The sequence below is a fragment of the Paenibacillus luteus genome (genome assembly GCF_006542765.1).
GTDB classification, from domain to species: Bacteria; Bacillota; Bacilli; order Paenibacillales; family Paenibacillaceae; genus Pristimantibacillus; species Pristimantibacillus luteus.
The window spans coordinates 180,100-197,700 of record NZ_SKCD01000055.1 but is presented as its reverse complement, the minus strand read 5'-3'; the positions used below and the strand labels follow the sequence as shown (position 1 = coordinate 197,700).

General features: G+C 47.8%; 18 protein-coding genes. 5 read left to right on the top strand and 13 right to left on the bottom strand.

What is annotated here, in order from left to right; genetic code table 11:
- Window positions 1-199: 199 nt before the first annotated feature.
- From E0496_RS29410 to E0496_RS29395, 4 genes are all read right to left on the bottom strand, one after another.
- Window positions 200-1,186, bottom strand: a complete 987-nt coding sequence (locus tag E0496_RS29410) for a cation diffusion facilitator family transporter (protein ID WP_141505428.1) — start codon at window positions 1,184-1,186, stop codon at window positions 200-202.
- A gap of 283 nt (window positions 1,187-1,469) precedes the next feature.
- A complete protein-coding gene (locus E0496_RS29405) occupies window positions 1,470-1,910 on the bottom strand; it encodes a hypothetical protein (protein WP_206669908.1) in 441 nt (146 codons plus the stop codon).
- A 71-nt stretch (window positions 1,911-1,981) separates the two neighbouring features.
- Window positions 1,982-2,791 carry a hypothetical protein gene (locus tag E0496_RS29400; RefSeq protein WP_141505425.1) on the bottom strand — a complete coding sequence of 270 codons (810 nt, stop codon included), beginning with the start codon at window positions 2,789-2,791 and terminating at the stop codon, window positions 1,982-1,984.
- A gap of 275 nt (window positions 2,792-3,066) precedes the next feature.
- A complete protein-coding gene (locus E0496_RS29395; RefSeq protein WP_141505423.1) occupies window positions 3,067-3,366 on the bottom strand; it encodes a hypothetical protein in 300 nt (99 codons plus the stop codon).
- Window positions 3,367-3,617: 251 nt separating this feature from the next.
- On the opposite strand from E0496_RS29395, the gene E0496_RS29390 reads away from it, so the two are divergent.
- Together E0496_RS29390 and E0496_RS29385 are read left to right on the top strand one after the other, a co-directional pair.
- Window positions 3,618-4,577, top strand: coding sequence for a phosphodiester glycosidase family protein (locus tag E0496_RS29390; RefSeq protein WP_241675033.1), 960 nt, complete (start codon window positions 3,618-3,620; stop codon window positions 4,575-4,577).
- 38 nt (window positions 4,578-4,615) lie between these two features.
- On the top strand, window positions 4,616-5,626 hold the full coding sequence (locus tag E0496_RS29385; RefSeq protein WP_141505420.1) for a bifunctional glycosyltransferase family 2/GtrA family protein: 1,011 nt from the start codon (window positions 4,616-4,618) through the stop codon (window positions 5,624-5,626).
- Window positions 5,627-5,701: 75 nt separating this feature from the next.
- Here E0496_RS29385 and E0496_RS29380 read toward each other — a convergent pair whose 3' ends face one another.
- Window positions 5,702-6,364: a polysaccharide deacetylase family protein gene (locus tag E0496_RS29380; RefSeq protein WP_141505418.1), complete on the bottom strand. Its 663-nt coding sequence runs from the start codon at window positions 6,362-6,364 to the stop codon at window positions 5,702-5,704.
- Between the two features lie 177 nt (window positions 6,365-6,541).
- Between E0496_RS29380 and E0496_RS29375 the strand changes: the two genes are divergently transcribed.
- Both E0496_RS29375 and E0496_RS29370 read left to right on the top strand, forming a co-directional pair.
- A complete protein-coding gene (locus E0496_RS29375; protein ID WP_141505416.1) occupies window positions 6,542-7,705 on the top strand; it encodes a hypothetical protein in 1,164 nt (387 codons plus the stop codon).
- A 22-nt stretch (window positions 7,706-7,727) separates the two neighbouring features.
- A complete protein-coding gene (locus E0496_RS29370; RefSeq protein WP_141505415.1) occupies window positions 7,728-8,972 on the top strand; it encodes a hypothetical protein in 1,245 nt (414 codons plus the stop codon).
- A 563-nt stretch (window positions 8,973-9,535) separates the two neighbouring features.
- Here E0496_RS29370 and E0496_RS29365 read toward each other — a convergent pair.
- The 6 genes from E0496_RS29365 to E0496_RS29340 all read right to left on the bottom strand — a co-directional run bounded on the left by E0496_RS29365 (window position 9,536) and on the right by E0496_RS29340 (window position 14,871).
- Complete coding sequence (locus E0496_RS29365) at window positions 9,536-9,715, bottom strand: hypothetical protein (protein WP_141505414.1); 180 nt, start codon at window positions 9,713-9,715, stop codon at window positions 9,536-9,538.
- Between the two features lie 225 nt (window positions 9,716-9,940).
- A complete protein-coding gene (locus E0496_RS29360) occupies window positions 9,941-10,696 on the bottom strand; it encodes an ABC transporter ATP-binding protein (protein ID WP_141505413.1) in 756 nt (251 codons plus the stop codon).
- Window positions 10,697-10,714: 18 nt separating this feature from the next.
- Complete coding sequence (locus tag E0496_RS29355; protein ID WP_141505412.1) at window positions 10,715-11,479, bottom strand: ABC transporter ATP-binding protein; 765 nt, start codon at window positions 11,477-11,479, stop codon at window positions 10,715-10,717.
- A 31-nt stretch (window positions 11,480-11,510) separates the two neighbouring features.
- On the bottom strand, window positions 11,511-12,308 hold the full coding sequence (locus E0496_RS29350; protein WP_206669907.1) for an ABC transporter permease: 798 nt from the start codon (window positions 12,306-12,308) through the stop codon (window positions 11,511-11,513).
- An 11-nt stretch (window positions 12,309-12,319) separates the two neighbouring features.
- Window positions 12,320-13,267 carry an ABC transporter permease gene (locus E0496_RS29345; protein WP_141505410.1) on the bottom strand — a complete coding sequence of 316 codons (948 nt, stop codon included), beginning with the start codon at window positions 13,265-13,267 and terminating at the stop codon, window positions 12,320-12,322.
- Window positions 13,268-13,269: 2 nt separating this feature from the next.
- Window positions 13,270-14,871, bottom strand: coding sequence for an ABC transporter substrate-binding protein (locus tag E0496_RS29340; protein ID WP_161601630.1), 1,602 nt, complete (start codon window positions 14,869-14,871; stop codon window positions 13,270-13,272).
- Window positions 14,872-15,006: 135 nt separating this feature from the next.
- Between E0496_RS29340 and E0496_RS29335 the strand changes: the two genes are divergently transcribed.
- Window positions 15,007-15,765: a class I SAM-dependent methyltransferase gene (locus tag E0496_RS29335; protein WP_141505408.1), complete on the top strand. Its 759-nt coding sequence runs from the start codon at window positions 15,007-15,009 to the stop codon at window positions 15,763-15,765.
- Between the two features lie 72 nt (window positions 15,766-15,837).
- Here the strand turns inward: E0496_RS29335 and E0496_RS29330 are convergent, their stop codons facing one another.
- Window positions 15,838-16,068 (bottom strand): DNA-binding protein, encoded by a 231-nt coding sequence (locus E0496_RS29330; protein WP_139991369.1) that lies wholly within the window; start codon window positions 16,066-16,068, stop codon window positions 15,838-15,840.
- A gap of 123 nt (window positions 16,069-16,191) precedes the next feature.
- Entirely contained in the window at window positions 16,192-17,370 is a 1,179-nt protein-coding gene (locus E0496_RS29325) for an ATP-binding protein (RefSeq protein WP_206669906.1), read from the bottom strand.
- Between the last annotated feature and the right edge of the window lie 231 nt (window positions 17,371-17,601).

The window sequence follows — 17,601 nt, the reverse complement described above, 5'->3', positions numbered from 1 at the left end:
GGAGGGTTAGAAGAAGAATCCCCCCGGCAGCACAGAGCCTTTTTACAGATAAAATTGTTATTTCCCAAGTACATTTCCTGTAGACTAAACGATTGTTCCATACCATGAATAGAACAAACAAGCGCAATATCCCTCGGGGGACATTGCGCTTGTTTTGTTCTCGCTTTACAGTAAATTAGGGGGGTGTTAGTTCAACCCACTAACGCTTATCAATGGGAACCCAGCTTTTTACGCCGTCGTCCTCGATAATGCCTAATATAGCATCCGTAATGTCAGAATCCTGGAGCAGCTTATCCCGAACTTTGAATTTAATGTCGTCGGCATCAGCCAGTGTAAGTCCCGGCTTCAGCTCCATCAGCGCTTCTACGTGGTAGTAGCGCCCTTCCTGCAAGATGCGCAGCTGATAAATATCCGTCACGAACGGCTCGGAGAAAATGATTTTGGAAACCTTGTCGGCTACCTCCTTCGGTGCAGAAACTCCGATCAGGCCAATCATATTATCGTACCCCACTCGGAAAGCGACACCTACCATCAGCAATCCAATCAGTACCGTGACGACACCGTCCATGATCTCAAAAGTCGTTAAGGAGACCACCAGGACGGCAACCATCGCCAGAAGCGCTCCTGTAACGGCAACGATATCCTCATAAAAGACTAACCGCGTGGCTGGCGCCGAGCGTCCTACATTTTTGAAAGCCGCTCCTACCAGCTTAAAGCCATCCGCTTCCGCCTTGGTCTCGGTCAGAATTTCTTTCATAGCCTTGACCAAAATCCACCCATCTACGATAAGATTGACGAGCAGAACGCCAATATTAAGCCAAATCCCTTCGCTCGCTACAGGGTGCTGGATCAAATGCCAGCCTTCCCTTATCGTTTCATAAGCCATAATGGTAACGACGATGACGGCGACCATACAAAAAATATTAATGACGCGCCCAAAACCGGTCGGAAACCGCGGCGTCGGCCTTTTCTCCGAGAGGATGCTCCCGGCAAATACAAAGCCCTGATTAATGGCATCAGCCAGTGAGTGCATCGCTGACGCAAACATGGCGCCGCTGCCGCTAAAAGCCGCAGCAAATGCTTTAATCGCCGCAATCACGGCATTCCCAATCATCGCTATCGCGGAGGATTTATTGCCTTTTTTAAGCATAGCTATAAAGCCTTGGCGTTCTGATGCTGCGTTCATAGAATCCTCCTTCTATTTTTTGATATCCGAATTCAGCCGTCCTACGTAACTGATGATTTCTTCCCCAATTTTGCCTCAGCCGTTACTAAATTGTGATCTCCTCTAAATCATTCCACTTAACGAGTATTCCTAGACACTTCAGAATCACCTAGGGATAAAGAAAGATATAATTACGAAAAGATCACGGTATCGTATTTGTATTTACCCCGGTCATAAGATATACAAACACCGTCTCCCTTTACAAAAAAGGATGCGCGACATCGATGTCGCGCATCCCTCTGATTTACTTGTTCTTTTGAGCTCTCATGATGAGATAGATGACTTCGACCACCAAGCCTAGGATAAAGCCGGCAGCCACCGCCTCGAGAAAGACAATAAAACTAATTAAATCCTCCCAGCCCGTCGTATCCCTTGAATACATAGCCATAAGCACGAGACCGGCCACTATTCCCAAATTCGAGAACAGCCAAAGCTTCCTGGCACCCAACCAGCCTGCAGCACCGAAAAAGAAGGACAGCACGACAGCTAACAGCAAAAAACGGAAAGCATGCATGCCCGTAAACGGCTGGCCTAGAATGAGAAAACGAATGATCCACAATAAAATACTGATTAATAATGACGATGCTCCAGCCAACAACCACCAGTGACTGCTTCTTGCGGCGGGAATCCAGCGCATCTGAAATAACCCCTCTTTCCAAATCCATTCTTGCTTATATAAACGCATGAAGCGCTTACTTTGTTTCGAACGATTATTCTAGCCCTTCTATGCAACAATTGAAACCTCAATTTTTACGCCTATCTTACATATATTCTGGCCGCTTCATCCACAAGCCCCATGCTTCGCATTTCCTTTGCAACTATGGCTTGGATCTCCACATCCTCATTGATAATATAATGAAACTGTATGTCACGGAAAATAGCTAATTTGTGCTCATAATAAGCCGTCTTGAAGTATTCTGAAAGTGCCTCCAAATCCAAATCTTCATCTGCATGGATATAAAATAGCGGTTCAGCATTTTGCTCAGTAGCCGGTACGGGACTCGTTACGCCCAAACCATCCTGAGTTGCCACCATGATACGATTTGCCCGTTCATTCTTAGCCCTAACTGAATACGTGTAGGGATCGTCAACGAATGGAAGCGACAGATTTTCCTCCAGCTTTTTCACGACAGCTGCTTTATTCTGTTTTGACTCATCCGATGGCGGAAAATTCAGTTCGTTTTCAAGAGCAAGATAGGCTTCTTCGTTTTCATATTCCATATACAACATGGAGGAATCCAGCATCGCAATTCGAATAAATTCTTTCAAATTATTCGCGACCACCTTTGCCGGTCGATCAAATGACATAGGCGACACCTCGACAACCGGCGCATTCTCCAAATCAACAGCCGTTCCATAATCAGTTAAAAAGCCGTAATGAATGCCGTCTCCTCCCGTAACAGCAAATACAACAACGTCGCTCGGCGTGTTAAAATAACGGTAATGGCTATCTTCAAAAGTGAAGCCTAAAACATCCCATATGCTATAGCCCTCATGATCGAGCTCCTTTTCAAGCTTTATTAGTGTTTTTAGAGTAGGGGGAACCTCATATTTTCCATAATTCACTTTCTTGTCCGATTCCTTATTAAAATGCAGAATACAAAGGGGAACTGCAACAAGCAGAAAAATGAGCAAGAAAAAGACATAACGCTTTATGACTATTCACCTCTATCTAATGAAATCCATTTTTCATTAGGAAATTATATCATTCCATTTCTAAAATAACACTGTAATTCCCCTAAAGCTTCAAGGAATAGCTCAGCTATTCCTCCTTTTAAAAATCACAAAAAAGCTGGACAGAAGTTATCTTCTGCCCAGCTTTTTTCCTATCGGCGATTAAGCTACTCCACGCCGTCCTTAAAGTTTTTATTGTAGTTTTTATCGCCCTTATGCTCCAGATCATTCAACGTTTTCTCCAACGTAGCCACAATCTCTTCCTTCACCTGAGTCAGCGTGTCATAGAATAGCGCCTCTTCTGTACCAACAATTTTGACTCCGCTAATCGCCTGCATGGATTGAAAGCGCCTGTGCTGGTCAGCGAGATCGTCAATTGCTTTCAGGGTGTGCGTCGTTTGCAGAAACAAGTCCTTATGATGTTGGTTGGCAAGTCTATCCTCGAGTTGTTTCATTCGTGTATTCATGAGCACTCTTCCCTTCATTTACGGTATGTATAAGGCTTCTTCAAGCAGGTTCTTCACCCCATTGTACAATCTTTTCCAACGTAAATTCAACTGTCTATGCTCCTGCCGCTTTATGACAGACTCATGCCCTTCTGCATTCAGTAAACGTTCAGTCCCGCTTCATATGGACTTAACGTTCCGGGATCACAATAGCAATATTCAGAAGCGGATGCCTAGCTTGTTCTGGAAAGATCAACTGGCTTCTTATTCCCTTGCAGGAGTTGATTACGATTATTAATATAACGAAACGCAAAAAAATCGGCCTTGCCGCAGCTCTTTTTATTCTACTGATCGGAGGCATTCTGTATTCGCTTGCCGACCGATATCTGATCGAGCATGTGGAGGTCACCGTTGCTGCCCCTCAGACGCCTTCCGTTTCCACATCTTCCGACGAAGCTCAAGCTGTGCCAGAGAAAGTGGAGCAGGATGATTGGAATTACAAAAGCGAAGACACCAGCATTCAAATTAAAAAGGTAGAAACCGGCACCGGCAGCGATATGATCACCTATTACGTCGCGGATGTTCAGCTCGAAGAGCCCGCTCTGCTGCAAGCTGCTTTTGCCAAAAACGCATTCGGGCGGAATATCACGGAGGATACCTCGACCATTGCCGCGGAGAACAATGCCATCTTTGCCATTAATGGCGATTACTACGGCTTCCGCAACGACGGCGTTATTATTCGCAACGGCACCCTTTATCGGGACGAGCCTGCCCGCGACGCCTTAGCTTTGCTGTCTGACGGCACAATGAAATCCTATAACGAAGAACAGTTGTCCTCCTCCGAGCTGCTTGCCGAGGGAGTGACTAATACCTATTCCTTCGGCCCCGTCCTTGTAAAAGAAGGAGCGGTCGCAGACGACTTTGATAAGGTCGTCATCGACACGAACTTCGGCAATCGTTCCATTCAAGGCTCGAATCCCCGGACGGGCGTCGGCATGATCGCCCCTAATCACTATGTATTCGTCGTGGTGGATGGACGTAAAGCCAACTATAGCAAAGGAATGACCTTGGCTGAATTTGCGGACGTCTTTGTCGGGCTTGGGGCAACTGAGGCTTACAACCTGGACGGCGGCGGTTCATCAACGATGTATTTCATGGGCAGGGTTGTCAATAACCCGCTTGGCAAGCAGCAAGAACGAGGCGTCAGCGATATCCTCTACATCTCAGAGTAATGCGCAGCAACCATAATAACTACAGGAGGCATGACGCCATGAATATATTAATTCCCTCCTATGAGCCGGATATTAGGCTGTTAAAGCTCATTGATCAGTTAAGAGCCAGCGGCTTATTCACTATCGTGATTGTTGATGACGGGAGCGGCGAAGCCTACAGCGGGATATTTCGCGAGGCAAGGGAGCTTGGCTGCACGGTCATCACGCATAGCGTCAATCGGGGCAAAGGGCATGCCTTGAAAACAGGCTTTCATTATTTTATGCAAAAGGGTTACTCCGGCGGAGTCGTCTGCGCCGATAGCGACGGCCAGCATCTACCGCAGGATATCATCAAAATCGGCAATAGCATCGAACAATACGATGGTCATATCATACTCGGAAGCAGGCGCTTTACCGGTAACGTGCCCCTTCGCAGCCGCTTTGGGAATGCAGCCACCCGTCTCATCTATGCCATGACAACCGGCCATCGCATTTACGATACCCAGACGGGCTTGCGCGGCTACTCTTTCGATATGCTCAGCTGGTTGTGCAGCATCCCAGGCGACCGCTTTGAATATGAAATGAATCTGCTGCTCGAGGCACCAGGGGCGGAATACCCTTTTCACGAAATAACCATCGACACGGTGTATCTGGATCACAATGAGTCTTCCCACTTCAGGCCCATTGCCGATTCTGCGAGAATCTACGCGCCTTTCCTTAAGTTCAGCCTGACCTCCATACTCTCTGCCTTGATCGATTATCTATTGCTTGCGGTCATTCACATGTTTAGCTCCAGCCTGCTGCTGGCCGTTCTGGGAGCAAGGCTAGCAAGCTCAATCTTTAATTACAGCATGAATAAAAATTTCGTATTTTCTAAAGGTAAGCGCTCAGCCGTTCAATCATCTATGCCAAAATATTTCACACTGGTCTTTATCATCATTTGCTTAAATTACGGACTGATGTTCGTCTTTAACGAACGAATTGGCATACCGCTGCTCATTGCGAAGCTTTTGACGGAAGGCACGCTGTTTCTCTTCAGTTACTGGGCCCAGCGAAAATATGTCTATTGAAGGCCACGCCTCACAAAAAGACGGGTAAAGCACACGGCTATCGTCCGTTGTGTGCTTTACCCGTCTTTCCTGTCGCTAGGTATAGGCCAAATGATTATCCGCAGCTGCATCTATTTCCTGAGGAAGCCCGAATCCTAGGCCACTGGACAATAACTTGTCGATCAATGCCTGAAACGGCACTAGTCCAATCCAGTCGTGTAGCTTAATGATGTGATTTCCGGCAGCATATAACAAACCGCCTTCTTTGCTAAAAGCAGAAGCGTCGCCGAGGTCAAACGTATCGCATGTAAACGTAACGTGATGCCCTGCACCCATTCCAGCACTATTTTCAAAAGGAATCTGACTGTACCCCAACTCTTCCAGCACGCGATCGATTCCTGCAAAATGCTCTACCATCACTTCATGCTGCATGTAAGGGAAACGAAACAACTTGGCGGTTCTTGCTGCCTTCGCTCCTGCATACAGCTCATTTATAATTTGGTCAGTTTGCCCGATCTGCTCACTCGCATCATGAAGGGAGATTGCCGACAAATCAGTATGGTCATAGCTGCCGTTCCCTATAATATGACCAGCTTTGATGGCGAATATCGCCTCTTCCGAAAACTTTTCCAACGCCTCGCCCATACAAAACCAAATCGCCCGAATGCCTTTTGCGTTCAAATACTCTACTTTTTTCCTAAAATCTTCGGCTGGACCCTCATCAATCGTAAGATACGCCGTTCTTTCAACCGCCAACATAGCCAGAAACCTCCGTTTATCTTTTGCTGCCAAAATGGCTGTTCTCTCTATTATACCTCATATTTCACCGTATGTTTGACTGCAGGCCAAATTGGTTATTTAAAACCCATGTGATCCAAAACGCCATCCCTATCGTGTATAGAGTAACAGCGATTCTGAAAGGAGGTGAAACTCCCTATGTCATATAGGCTTAACCGCCAGAAGTGGCTAAAGCAGTCGATTACAGTGGCATTGCTTATGCTAATAGGCTTTGTCATTCAACTGGCTCAGCCACCCAAGGCGTCTGCGCTGCTCAAGGAAATAGTTAGTCCCATCATTCATGTCGGCACACCAGAGCAAGCGGCTTCCAAGTCTTCGGACATCAAAGAACAGGGCACAGGTTTGCTTGATCTCTCACTGCCAGCCCTTACAATCGAGACGCCCATCGTTCAGGTGGAAACGCCTCAAGTTGCAATTCAAGTAGAGGATTCGATTGGTGTCACTGCCGAAGTTTCTCCTATTGGCGTTTCAACACCCGTGCTGAACGTCGAAACATCCGGCACGAAAATCGCCGTTGACGCGCAGGGTACTCTTCTGCCTAACATCAAGGTAGAAGCTCCCGCTATTAAGGCAGAAACGCCTCTCGTAGAGGCAAGTATTCCCTCGGTAAAGGCAATCGTGGGAAGCGGAAAAGATAGGCTGCCCGAAGTTGAGCTTGAACTGCCGAATATTAGCGTAGGCTTGCCAGTGGTGAAACCAAGCGTTCCTCCTGCGGGATTGGACAAGGAAAACGATAATGCGGTGGAGACGATTCCTGTTTCGCCAATCGTCGAATCCGCCAACCCTTTGCCAGAAAAACCTGTTGAACCTGTCATCTTCACTCCTTCACGGGAGACGATAGCAAATGACGATGAGACAAATAGACATCGAGATTTAGAAAACACAGGGCCTCAGGTGCCCGAACGGGACAAGCCAGATACTGCAGTCAAAGAATCAGGCAACAATAAAGGATCAGGCAACAATAATGATACAAAAGTGTCAGGCAACCGCGATGATCGCGTAGCGACACCAGTCACGAGACCACCTCTGACGCTGCCGCTTGCAGTTCCTGCTAATGCAATAATGACTGTTAGCCCTGCGGTTGCAGGCTCAAACGCTTCGGCAGCAGGAGGTCAAGCGGTCAATAGCTGGTCAGCTCCTTGGACGATCTTGACCATGCTGAATGATAATGCGCCCCGTGGATCTGCTTGGCGTGTATCCAGTCTTTACTTAATCGAGAACGACCAATGGTCACAGGCACCACCGGAGCAGCCACCCATGTATGCCTCTTTCTCTCAAACCTTGAATCTTACATTCAATTAAAAATGAGAAGGAGTGCATGAAAATGAAAAAAGGACCACAATGGGTAAAAATGACGGTGTTATCTTCGGCGTTCGTAATCGGATTATTAGGGGCTTCGCAAATGAGCTATGCTTCGGAAGCCAGCAGCTCTTCAGCTGGAAAAGGAGCGTTAGGTCTGGGACTTGGCATCAAGGTTGGCGTTGAAGCGCAAGCGGATTCCGAGTTCAACGGAAATTCCGGTGGCGAGAACAACCGCAGCAATGGCAGCCTTGGGCTCGGCCTCGGCCTTGACCTTCAATTGGATGCTGCTCTTGCAGGGAGTTATGATGCCAACACGGAAGGTCATCATGGCAATCATTCGTGGGAAACTTGGAATGCAAGCAGTGCTGGCTTGAATGCAGGCATTAACGCCAATGTGCAAGCGGATACGGCATCTATAACCAAGCTTCAAGGTGACAACCGTGACGGCCATGCCGCCAATGAAAATTGGACCAGCAGCAAAAGCGAAATCGGCCTAGGCTTGCAAGCCGCTGCCGATCTCGAAGCCGCTTCGAACTCATCCAAGCACAGCAGCCATAACAAAAACCGTCATGGCAGCAGCGAGTATAGTTCTTCCTCTGAAAACTGGAACAGCTCGAAGAGTGACCTTGGGTTGAACTTAAACGCGGCAAGCGAGGCCGAGACCGCTGTGAAGTCTGAGAAATTGGCTAGCAACGATAACGACCGCAACAGCAGCGAGTACAGTTCTTCCTCTGAAAGCTGGAACAGCTCGAAGAGTGAGCTTGGCTTGAGCTTAAACGCAGCAAGCGAGGCCGAATCCGCTGTGAAGTCCGAGAAATCGGTTAGCAGCGATAATGACCGTAACGGCAGCAGCAGCGAGTATAGTTCTTCCTCTGAAAGCTGGAACAGCTCGAAGAGTGAGCTTGGCTTGAGCTTAAACGCAGCAAGCGAGGCCGAGTCGGCTGTGAAGTCCGAGAAATCGGCTAGCAACGATAACGACCGTAATGGCAGCAGCCGCGAGTACAGTTCTTCCTCCGAGAGCTGGAACAGCTCGGAGAGCGACCTTGGGTTGAGCTTAAACGCGGCAAGCGAGGCCGAATCCGCTGTGAAGTCCGAGAAATCGGCTAGCAACGATAACGACCGCATTGGCAGCAGCAGCGAGTACAGTTTTTCCTCCGAGAGCTGGAACAGCTCGAAGAGCGACCTTGGGCTAAACCTCAATGCCGCTAACGAATCCGAGTCCGCTGCAAAGTCGATGCACTGGTCGGGTTACGAAGATCACCGTTAAACTCATTAGTACCCTTTATACTCATTTAATCGCTTAGCAATTAACGAAAAAGGGATATCCAGAAGCAGACATTCTGCTCATTGGATATCCCTTTTTTCTAAGTTTCTCGACCATTTACTTTTAGTACGACCATTACCCAGCTATCCTGTATTTCCACAGTAACTTTGCTCTGTTTCCCCGCTGCACATACTCTATCCTGTATATCCGCATTAGAATGGATCAAACTACCACCTTATGACCCCAAAGAGGTAACCTATGTTGTATGGCCTACAACATAGGCTACCTCCCGCGCATTTTATCGGCTTCTATACTGCTAATGTACAGGATAGATTCACGTAACGTAGCAACACTTAACATTACAAAGTATTACCTGAATAAAACTTCCAACACGGTTACCTTCCATTTACTCCCATTCACTTCCATTTACTTTCATTGACTTTCATTTACTTTCATTGACTCCCATCGCCTTCTTTTTCCTAACGATTAAAGCTCCCGCATTTCTTCACAGTGCTCATCATCAAAATCAGATTGATTCACTTTATAGGTTAATGTTCATTTAACGGTCACGGATTTTTCTTCGCCGCGTTCATCTCGATCTCGTTCTGATGCCATTCTTTGACCATGTTCTGATAAAAATTGCTTTCCTGCAGGCTAAGCCCCTGCTTGTTGTCTTTCATGATTAAGCTTCCGATATTGCGCTTCAAAATAATACTCCGACGTCCTAACATGTCCATGTAAGTCAAGTAAAATCACCCTCCAGATAATGTTTTCCAATCGGTCCATTTAAGTATATCGAATACTAAACCTAATGAAAAACCTTATCCGGCCGCACTATTTCTAATAATTCCGTCTTAGACGGGGTGAGCGGAAACCAATGCTATCCATTCGGAAACATCCTGCCGTATCCTCCATATAACGGCAAGATCATCCCAAAGCAGCTCCGCTCTGGCTCAAGCACGCTATTTTCTTCATGCTCCGCGGCCAAGCAGCCTGACTGCCTCGAGCAGTGCCTTTGTATAGGGATGACGCTCGCCGGACAGCAACGAGTCCGAATCGAACAGCTCGACCATCCGTCCTTCTTTCATGACGAGGATTTGCTCACATAAACCCGCGACGAGGGTGAGATCATGCGTAATAAAGAGCAGCGACAAATTCTGCTCTGCCTTTAGCCTTTGCAGCAGCTCCATGATCTTGTGCTGATGGATGACGTCCAGATTGGAGACGATTTCGTCGCAAACCAGCAGCTTAGGCTTAACGATCAGCGCTTTGGCAATGCAAGCACGCTGGTACTGTCCGCCGCTTAACAGCCCCGGTCTAGCCGCCAACAGCGACAAGGGAAGACCTACCAAAGCCGCGTATTCCGCGGTCATCTCCCGTCTCTCCGCCTTGCCAAGCTTCGTAAAATGACGAAGCGGCTCCTCAATGCTCTGTCCGACCGTCATTCGCGGATCGAGAGAGGCGGTCGTATTTTGAAATACGAATTGGATTTCACTATACCAGCCTCTAAATGCGGCGGTCTTGCGGGTTGGAGCAAGCGTGCCCTCATACCTGACATCGCCTACGGTCGGGCGCTCCAGCGCCATTATGATTCTCGCAAGTGTCGATTTGCCGCTGCCGCTCTCACCGACAACCGCTAGCGAACCTCCTGCTGGCAAACTAAACTCCATATCCGAGAGGATCATTTTGGATCCAATCGTTTTCGACAGCTGTCTGATTTCGAGCATAATCGCTCCATCCCCTTTCTACGGAAGCATAAATGCGGAGCGGTATTGCCACAGCTCCCTCGTATACGCATGCTGAGGGTGCTTCAGCACATCCGTAGCCCTGCCCTGCTCTACGATCTCTCCTCGGTACATGACCGCAATCGTATCCGCCAAATAATTGGCGATGAGCAAATCATGCGTGACAAACAGCATGCTCATCTTATTTTCCGAGGACAGGCCTTTCAGCAGGGTTAGAATTTCGGCCTGCGTCGTGACGTCGAGCGCGCTTGTGGGCTCATCTGCTATGAGCAGTTCCGGCTCCAGAAGCAGCGCCATCGCAATCATCACACGTTGATTCATGCCTCCGCTCAGCTCATAAGGGTAGCTCTTCATCACCCGGTCAACGTCACGCAGGGAAACCTTGCCCAGCATCGCTTTGGCTTTTCTCTCCGCCGCAAGCCTCGTAATCGGAAGGTGGCTTCGAAGTAAATCCCCGAGCTGTCTTCCGATGGGAATAGCGGCATGAAGCGCCTGCTCGGGCTGCTGAAAAATCGTGCCGATTCGCTTCCCCCTTACGCGCTGCCAGTCGCGCCCGCGAAAGCGACGGATTGGCTCGTCACGGAAAAGAATATCTCCCGTCCATTTTAGCGGGAAAGGCAGCATGCCGAGCAAGGCTTTGCCCGTTAAGGTTTTGCCGCTGCCGCTCTCGCCGATTAGGCAAAGCGTCTCTCCAGCGCGCAGCTTGAAGGAGCTGCCGCCGACCAACATCCGATTGCTGGAATCCCTAATACAGAGCTCTTTCACTTCAGCAATGACTCCAATCTTCGCTCACTCCTTATTTCAGTTTAAACACACTGCGCAGCTTTTCTCCGCAAATTTGAAAGGCGCAGGCGGTCGCAAATATCATAAGGCCAGGAAAAAAGCCCATCCACGGAGCAATTTGCAAATAATTTTTGCCATCGAGCAGCATGACTCCCCATTCCGGTGACGGAGGCTGAGCGCCAATGCCCAGAAACGAGAGGCCCGATAACGTTAGAATTACTCTGCTTACATCCAAAATAGCTATCGTTACCACCTGCGGAATCAGGTTGGGCACAATATGGCGAACAATATGAACGATCCCAAACGAACCGCTTACCCGGCTGGAGAGCATAAAGGGCTCTTTCTTCACATCATGAACAAGGCCACGAATAATCCGCACATACTTGGCCCACCAGGAAAGCAGGATAGCAGCATAGACATTTTCCATTCCAAAGCCCAAAAAGCCGATAATAACGATGGTCAGAAGTATATTAGGCACTGCCACAAAAATATCCGTGATGCTCATCAGCAGCATATCGAGCCGTCTTCCGTAGTAACCGCTCAAGGTGCCTAATAGGAGGCTAATCGCCATAACTAGGCCAAGGACAACAAAAGCAGGAAATACCGACTGGCTGATTCCGGCCAGCACCCGGCTGAGAATATCCCTACCCAAATAATCAGTGCCAAACAGATGCTTGAAACCCGGCGTTTGCAGCTTGGCATCATAATTCGGCTGGTAAGGATCATAGGGCTGCAGCCATGCCGCAAACATACCGGCTAGCATTAAGAACAATATAAACAAGAGCGCCGCGGACAAAGTTTTGTTTTTCAACAGGAAGCCAATCAATTCTCCCACCTCTGCTTCTCAAGCCGAACGCGCGGATCAGCCAAATAATAACAAAGGTCCGTCATAAAATGAACGATAAAAATTGCAGAAGCAAGCAATAGGCTGCAGCCCTGAATCACTGGAAAATCCCTGCTATAGATCATATCCAGCATGTATTTTCCAATTCCCGGAAAGCTGAACACATTCTCAATGATGATCGACGAGCCAAAAAAACTGGGGAAGCTCGTGCCCACGATAGTGATGAAAGGAATAAGCATCGCTCGGAACAGGTAGGAAGGGTATAGAATTCGCCGTTTCAAACCGCGTGCAGCTGCTGCTTCAATGTAGAGAGCCTGTTTGGACTCCATCGTGAAGGAGCGAATCATGCGGATAAAATAGACGCTCTGTATCATGCTAATCGTCGTGACAGGAAGCACATAATGACGCAGCGAGCCGCCTCCGATAATCGGAAATAGCGGCCAAATGACGCCAAAGAGCAGCATAAGCATAATGGCAAGCCAGTACAGAGGAATCGACAAGCCCAGCACCGTGCCCCCATAAACGACCCGGTCCAGCAGACTTCTCTCCCGCAATGCCGTCAGCACGCCGAGCGGGACAGAAACAAGAAAGGTCAGAACAAAGGAGCTCGTCATCAACATAAGCGTTGGGCCCATCCGTGAAAAGATTTCATCCTTAACAGGCTTATTCGTAATATAGGAATGACCCAAGTTTCCTTGCAGGAGCTCCAGCAGCCATGTCATGTACTGTACTGCAAACGATTGATCGAGCCCCCACTTATGCTGGTAGTACGCGATCATATTGCCGTCTGGGGCAGCACCCAGCCCTTGCAGCATTAAGGCAGCCGGATCTCCCGGTGCCAGATGCATAAGCGCAAATACAAATAAGGTTAACAACAAGAGCGTAAGCACGAGCATGCCCAAGCGACTGGCTAGATATTGAACCATTTTTACTCCTCAATAACTAACTGATGCCATTTCACAGGGTTATCTTCAATGGTGCCAAAAGCAAAGCCTGTGATCTTGCTGTTGTGAACAAAGGTTTGCTTCGTATAATAAATCGGCACCGTCATCGCTTCTTCGTGCAAACGTTCAAACAGCCGGTTAAATAACGCCTGCTGCTCAGTCTCCGAAACCGTTCCTGCAATTTCATCCAAATAACCGGTCAGCGTCTCATCCTGGTAGGCGACCGCCGGCGCTTCTGCCGTATGATAGAACAAAGAGGTCAAGAAACGGTAGGGCAGCTGCGCATCCGTATAGGTTCTGTACAGCAAGAGATCATATTGTTTGTTCGTCCAAAGCGCGTCATAATAAGCCGCCCGTTCCTGATTGAGGATATCGACCTTAATGCCAATCGTCTTCATCTGATTCTGGAATATCTCGGCCATTTCCTTCCACTCTGGATACTCTTCCGTCTGAATGACCAGCCGCAGCGCGATGGTCTTGCCCTCTTTTTCGTAAAGTCTGGTGCTTGCATTCCACTGATAACCCGAAGCTTCAATTAATTGCTTTGCCTTATCCGCATCATACCGATAGGAGGGCTGGTTATCCGGCGTAACGAAAGCGACTGTGCTTTGGAACAATCCGGCAACTTCCGCTCCTTGGCCGCTCATCATTTTACTCGTATCCGTACCGTTATTTAGCGCTTGCCGTATATTTTTGTCCGTCAAAAACTCGTTTTTCTGGTTCAAGACCATAAAATAAGACATCGTGCTGGCGTTATGCTCCAGCTTGAATTTATCGTTGTTCTCAAAAAGCGGCAGGCTCTCATAGGGGATGCTGCCCACCTCGCCGCCGGCGATATCGATCTCGCCGCTTTGAAGCGCCAGTACTCGTGCCTGAGGATCGGTAACCACTTTAAATACGAGCGAGTACTTTGATGCTGCTTCCTTCCAGTAGTGCTCATTCGCCACCAGCACGGTTTCCGATCCTTCCTTGTAGCTGTCCAGCTGCCACGGTCCTGTGCCGACCGGCTTGATGAATTCACCGTCAATCGCTCCGGCCGGGGATACCGCATTCGGGCTCATGATCCGGAAAGGCCTAGCTTGGCTAAGCTCAAGAAGCGTCTGCGCGGTCATTTCCTTGAAATGCAGGACAACCGTATGGTCATCCGGCGTCTCCACCTTCTCCAATTTGCGTACGATTTCAAGGGATGCCGTCTCCTCATTGGCTAAGGTACGCTCCAGCGAGAACTTCACAGCTGCGGAGGTGAAAACACTGCCATCGGAAAATAAAACATCCTTCCTCAAATGAAAGGTATATGTCCGCCCATCTTCCGATGCCTCCCAAGCCTCGGCCAAGCTAGGCACGATGGTGCCTCCTTCGCCAAACTCCACCAAGGCATCATAGATGGCCGTCTGTACGGCGCGTGCGCCGTTATAGGTGGTTGCATCGATTTTGTCCCCTTTCAAATCTTGGGTAATCGCAACCGTAATCCGTTTGGCCGTTTCTACCTGGCCGGTTTCCGCAGTCTCCGACTTTGCAGTGCAGGCTGCCAGCGTGAAAATAAGACAAAAACTGATTATAGCTAAAGCCGTCCAACGTTTAAACATGTTTACTCCTCCTGATATGTAAGATAAGGCTATCATCGTATGGCTTGACTTCGTCACCCAACTGAGGTTAAATATTAATCGTAATAATTACTAATAGCAAGCGTTTTTTAAAAATACTTTTCGGGGAGCATACCAATGTCCATCAACAAGGAGCAACAGAAAGCACATCAGCAATATTGGGATAAAGGCGCAGACATTTACGAGGAAATCGTAGAGAATGAGATGATGAATGCGTCTTACGACAAATGGAAAACGATTATCGACAAGCTTCTTCAGGATAAAAACGAGCTGAAGGTGCTCGATGTTGGCACGGGGCCGGGATTTTTCGGGGTGCTGCTATCCCGCATGGGACACCAAGTAACCGCCATTGATTCCTCACCCGGCATGATTGTCAAAGCCAAACAAAATGCCGAGAAATACGGATGCGACATTCAGATTATCCAGTCCGATATTTTGGAGTTTAACCCCACGGAGACATTCGACCTGATCATCTCTAGAAACGTAACCTGGTTTCTGCCAAACCCAGTGGGTGTTTATAAGAAGTGGCATGAGTGGCTGAATGAGAACGGGCAAGTCATTATTTTCGACGGAAATTGGAATCTATTCTTGACCGACCCGAAGGAGGCTGCGCTCTTCCAAGCAGCTAAGCAAGAGGCGATCGAAGCCGGCTATGTGCCTTATCGTACAGAGGACGATATATCGGAGGGCGATCAAATGGCGTTAATGCTGCCGCTGACTTACGTGAAACGGCCCGCTTGGGACGTTGAAATGCTGGGCTCTATCGGTTTCGGGCAGGTGACGACCCTGCATGGTTTTGATGCCGGCCTCCACAGCCCGGCCGAGCAAATCCTGAACAAATACCGCCCAATGTTCGCTATTATTGCTAGTAAATAATTTTTCCGCGGCACGCCATGCCTACAAACAAAAAACCACAGCCTCAAGGGAGGCTGTGGTTCATCGCAAATGTCAGGACTTTGCTAGAATCTCATCTATTTCGCTTTTCAGTAATAGATATCTGTGGACGCTGCGATTAATCGCAACCTTCGTCAGGTTATGCTTAAGCACATAAACCTTCATTTGGTCTTTCGTCAGGCCAAGCAAGTCTCCCGCCTCAGTAACCGTAAGAACCTCCTGTTTGCTGGTCGCATTAAACGTCTTCTTCACCTTTTGATCCCAGTCTTCAAATACTACCTGCATATTTCCGACTCCTTTATCATAGTCAATGATCTTTATTGACTGCACATCTTAATTATAACACGAACAGTCCAATAATCTTAACCTGATAAAAATTAAATCAGAAAATTTAATGAAACGGTATGATCAATTTGCCTTCGGAAACATCAAATTAAACTCCGTGCCTACTCCCAGCTCACTCTTAATTTCAATTTTGCCATTCATTTTCTTGATAATACTGAAAGATACCATTGTTCCTAGACCCGTCCCTTTTTCTTTCGTAGAATAATAAGGCGTGCCCAGCCGCTTCATCTGCTCGGGGGTCATTCCGCTCCCGTTATCGCTTAAAATGATCCACGCATGCTCGTTCTGAATGCTTGTTTTCAGCTCCAGCGTCCCGCCCCCCGCCATCGCTTCAATGGCATTTTTCCCTATATTAATTAAAGCCTGTCGGAATTTATAGCGGTCTCCCTGAATTTCAAAGGGATGCTCTTCTGAAGCCGTGACCAGGATCTCAATATTATGGTAATTAGCATAGGTCATTAATACGTTCGCTAAGTAATGGACTTCTTGATGAATATCGATCGCTTCAACGATTTCCGGATCAGGCTTCGCCAGCGCAAGATAATCCGCAATAATAAGCTCGGAGCGATCCAGTTCCTCAAAGCATATTTTTTTGTACAGCTCCTTCTTTTCCGAATCGAGATCAGAAGAGGCAAAGAGGTGGATAAACCCTCGGATCGTCGTAAGCGGGTTACGTATTTCATGGGCCACCGATGCCGCCATATCGCCTACGATTTTCATTTTTTCACTTTTGACCATCTCTTCCTGCATAAGAAAAAAGGTATGCAGCAGATGAAGCGCGTACACGCATAAACCGATAATTAACCCTTGCAGCATATAGGTTTGCACCGTCGCCCAGGGCTTATTGAGCAACAGCTCAAGTTGACCGGTTATCGTGAGGAATGTGGTAAAGGTCATCAGCTTGATCATCGAGCATAAAAACACGGCTGCCGCTATTTTACGGGCCAGGCTTAGCGAGTTGTAATATTTATGTAGGGCAAGAAACACGAGAAAACTAGGAAGGAGAGAAATCACATAAATCCAGTTATGGGGACTATCGAGAAAATAACGGTACAACAAAAGGGTCGCGTATAAACAAGCCGATACAAACACGCCACCAGACAGAGAGCCTAGCGCGAGTGGGATCGAGCGAAAATCATACAACAATCCGTTCATATTAATGGGGAACGACATCGTTATGATCAAGGATAAAGAAAAGAGGATATATAAATAAAAGCGATATAAACGCAAATTGCTCTTCATCTTATGAATGTAAGGGTACAAGACCAGCGGGGAGCAAATCACAAAAATATTCAATATAAAATCCTTAAAATAGCCCAGCACATCCGCCACCAGCCTAGCATATTTTCCATATCAACTTTTGTATCGTTTACTATCCTAATATAGCATATAAAGGAAGAAAAAGAGATAGCTGAATTCATTTATCTGTGCTGTAATATGGTTTAGCTAGGACCGGCATTGGAGAGAAAGAAA

What these genes read in the sequence shown, in the direction of transcription:
- E0496_RS29360 (WP_141505413.1), bottom strand. Translation starts at nt 10,696, where the DNA reads ATGCTCGAAATCAGACAGCTGTCGAAAACGATTGGATCCAAAATGATC.
- E0496_RS29335 (WP_141505408.1), top strand. Translation starts at nt 15,007, where the DNA reads ATGTCCATCAACAAGGAGCAACAGAAAGCACATCAGCAATATTGGGAT.
- E0496_RS29370 (WP_141505415.1), top strand. Translation starts at nt 7,728, where the DNA reads ATGAAAAAAGGACCACAATGGGTAAAAATGACGGTGTTATCTTCGGCG.
- E0496_RS29345 (WP_141505410.1), bottom strand. Translation starts at nt 13,267, where the DNA reads ATGGTTCAATATCTAGCCAGTCGCTTGGGCATGCTCGTGCTTACGCTC.
- E0496_RS29385 (WP_141505420.1), top strand. Translation starts at nt 4,616, where the DNA reads ATGAATATATTAATTCCCTCCTATGAGCCGGATATTAGGCTGTTAAAG.
- E0496_RS29405 (WP_206669908.1), bottom strand. Translation starts at nt 1,910, where the DNA reads ATGCGTTTATATAAGCAAGAATGGATTTGGAAAGAGGGGTTATTTCAG.
- E0496_RS29375 (WP_141505416.1), top strand. Translation starts at nt 6,542, where the DNA reads ATGTCATATAGGCTTAACCGCCAGAAGTGGCTAAAGCAGTCGATTACA.
- E0496_RS29340 (WP_161601630.1), bottom strand. Translation starts at nt 14,871, where the DNA reads ATGTTTAAACGTTGGACGGCTTTAGCTATAATCAGTTTTTGTCTTATT.
- E0496_RS29395 (WP_141505423.1), bottom strand. Translation starts at nt 3,366, where the DNA reads ATGAATACACGAATGAAACAACTCGAGGATAGACTTGCCAACCAACAT.
- E0496_RS29325 (WP_206669906.1), bottom strand. Translation starts at nt 17,370, where the DNA reads ATGAAGAGCAATTTGCGTTTATATCGCTTTTATTTATATATCCTCTTT.
- E0496_RS29380 (WP_141505418.1), bottom strand. Translation starts at nt 6,364, where the DNA reads ATGTTGGCGGTTGAAAGAACGGCGTATCTTACGATTGATGAGGGTCCA.
- E0496_RS29330 (WP_139991369.1), bottom strand. Translation starts at nt 16,068, where the DNA reads ATGCAGGTAGTATTTGAAGACTGGGATCAAAAGGTGAAGAAGACGTTT.
- E0496_RS29410 (WP_141505428.1), bottom strand. Translation starts at nt 1,186, where the DNA reads ATGAACGCAGCATCAGAACGCCAAGGCTTTATAGCTATGCTTAAAAAA.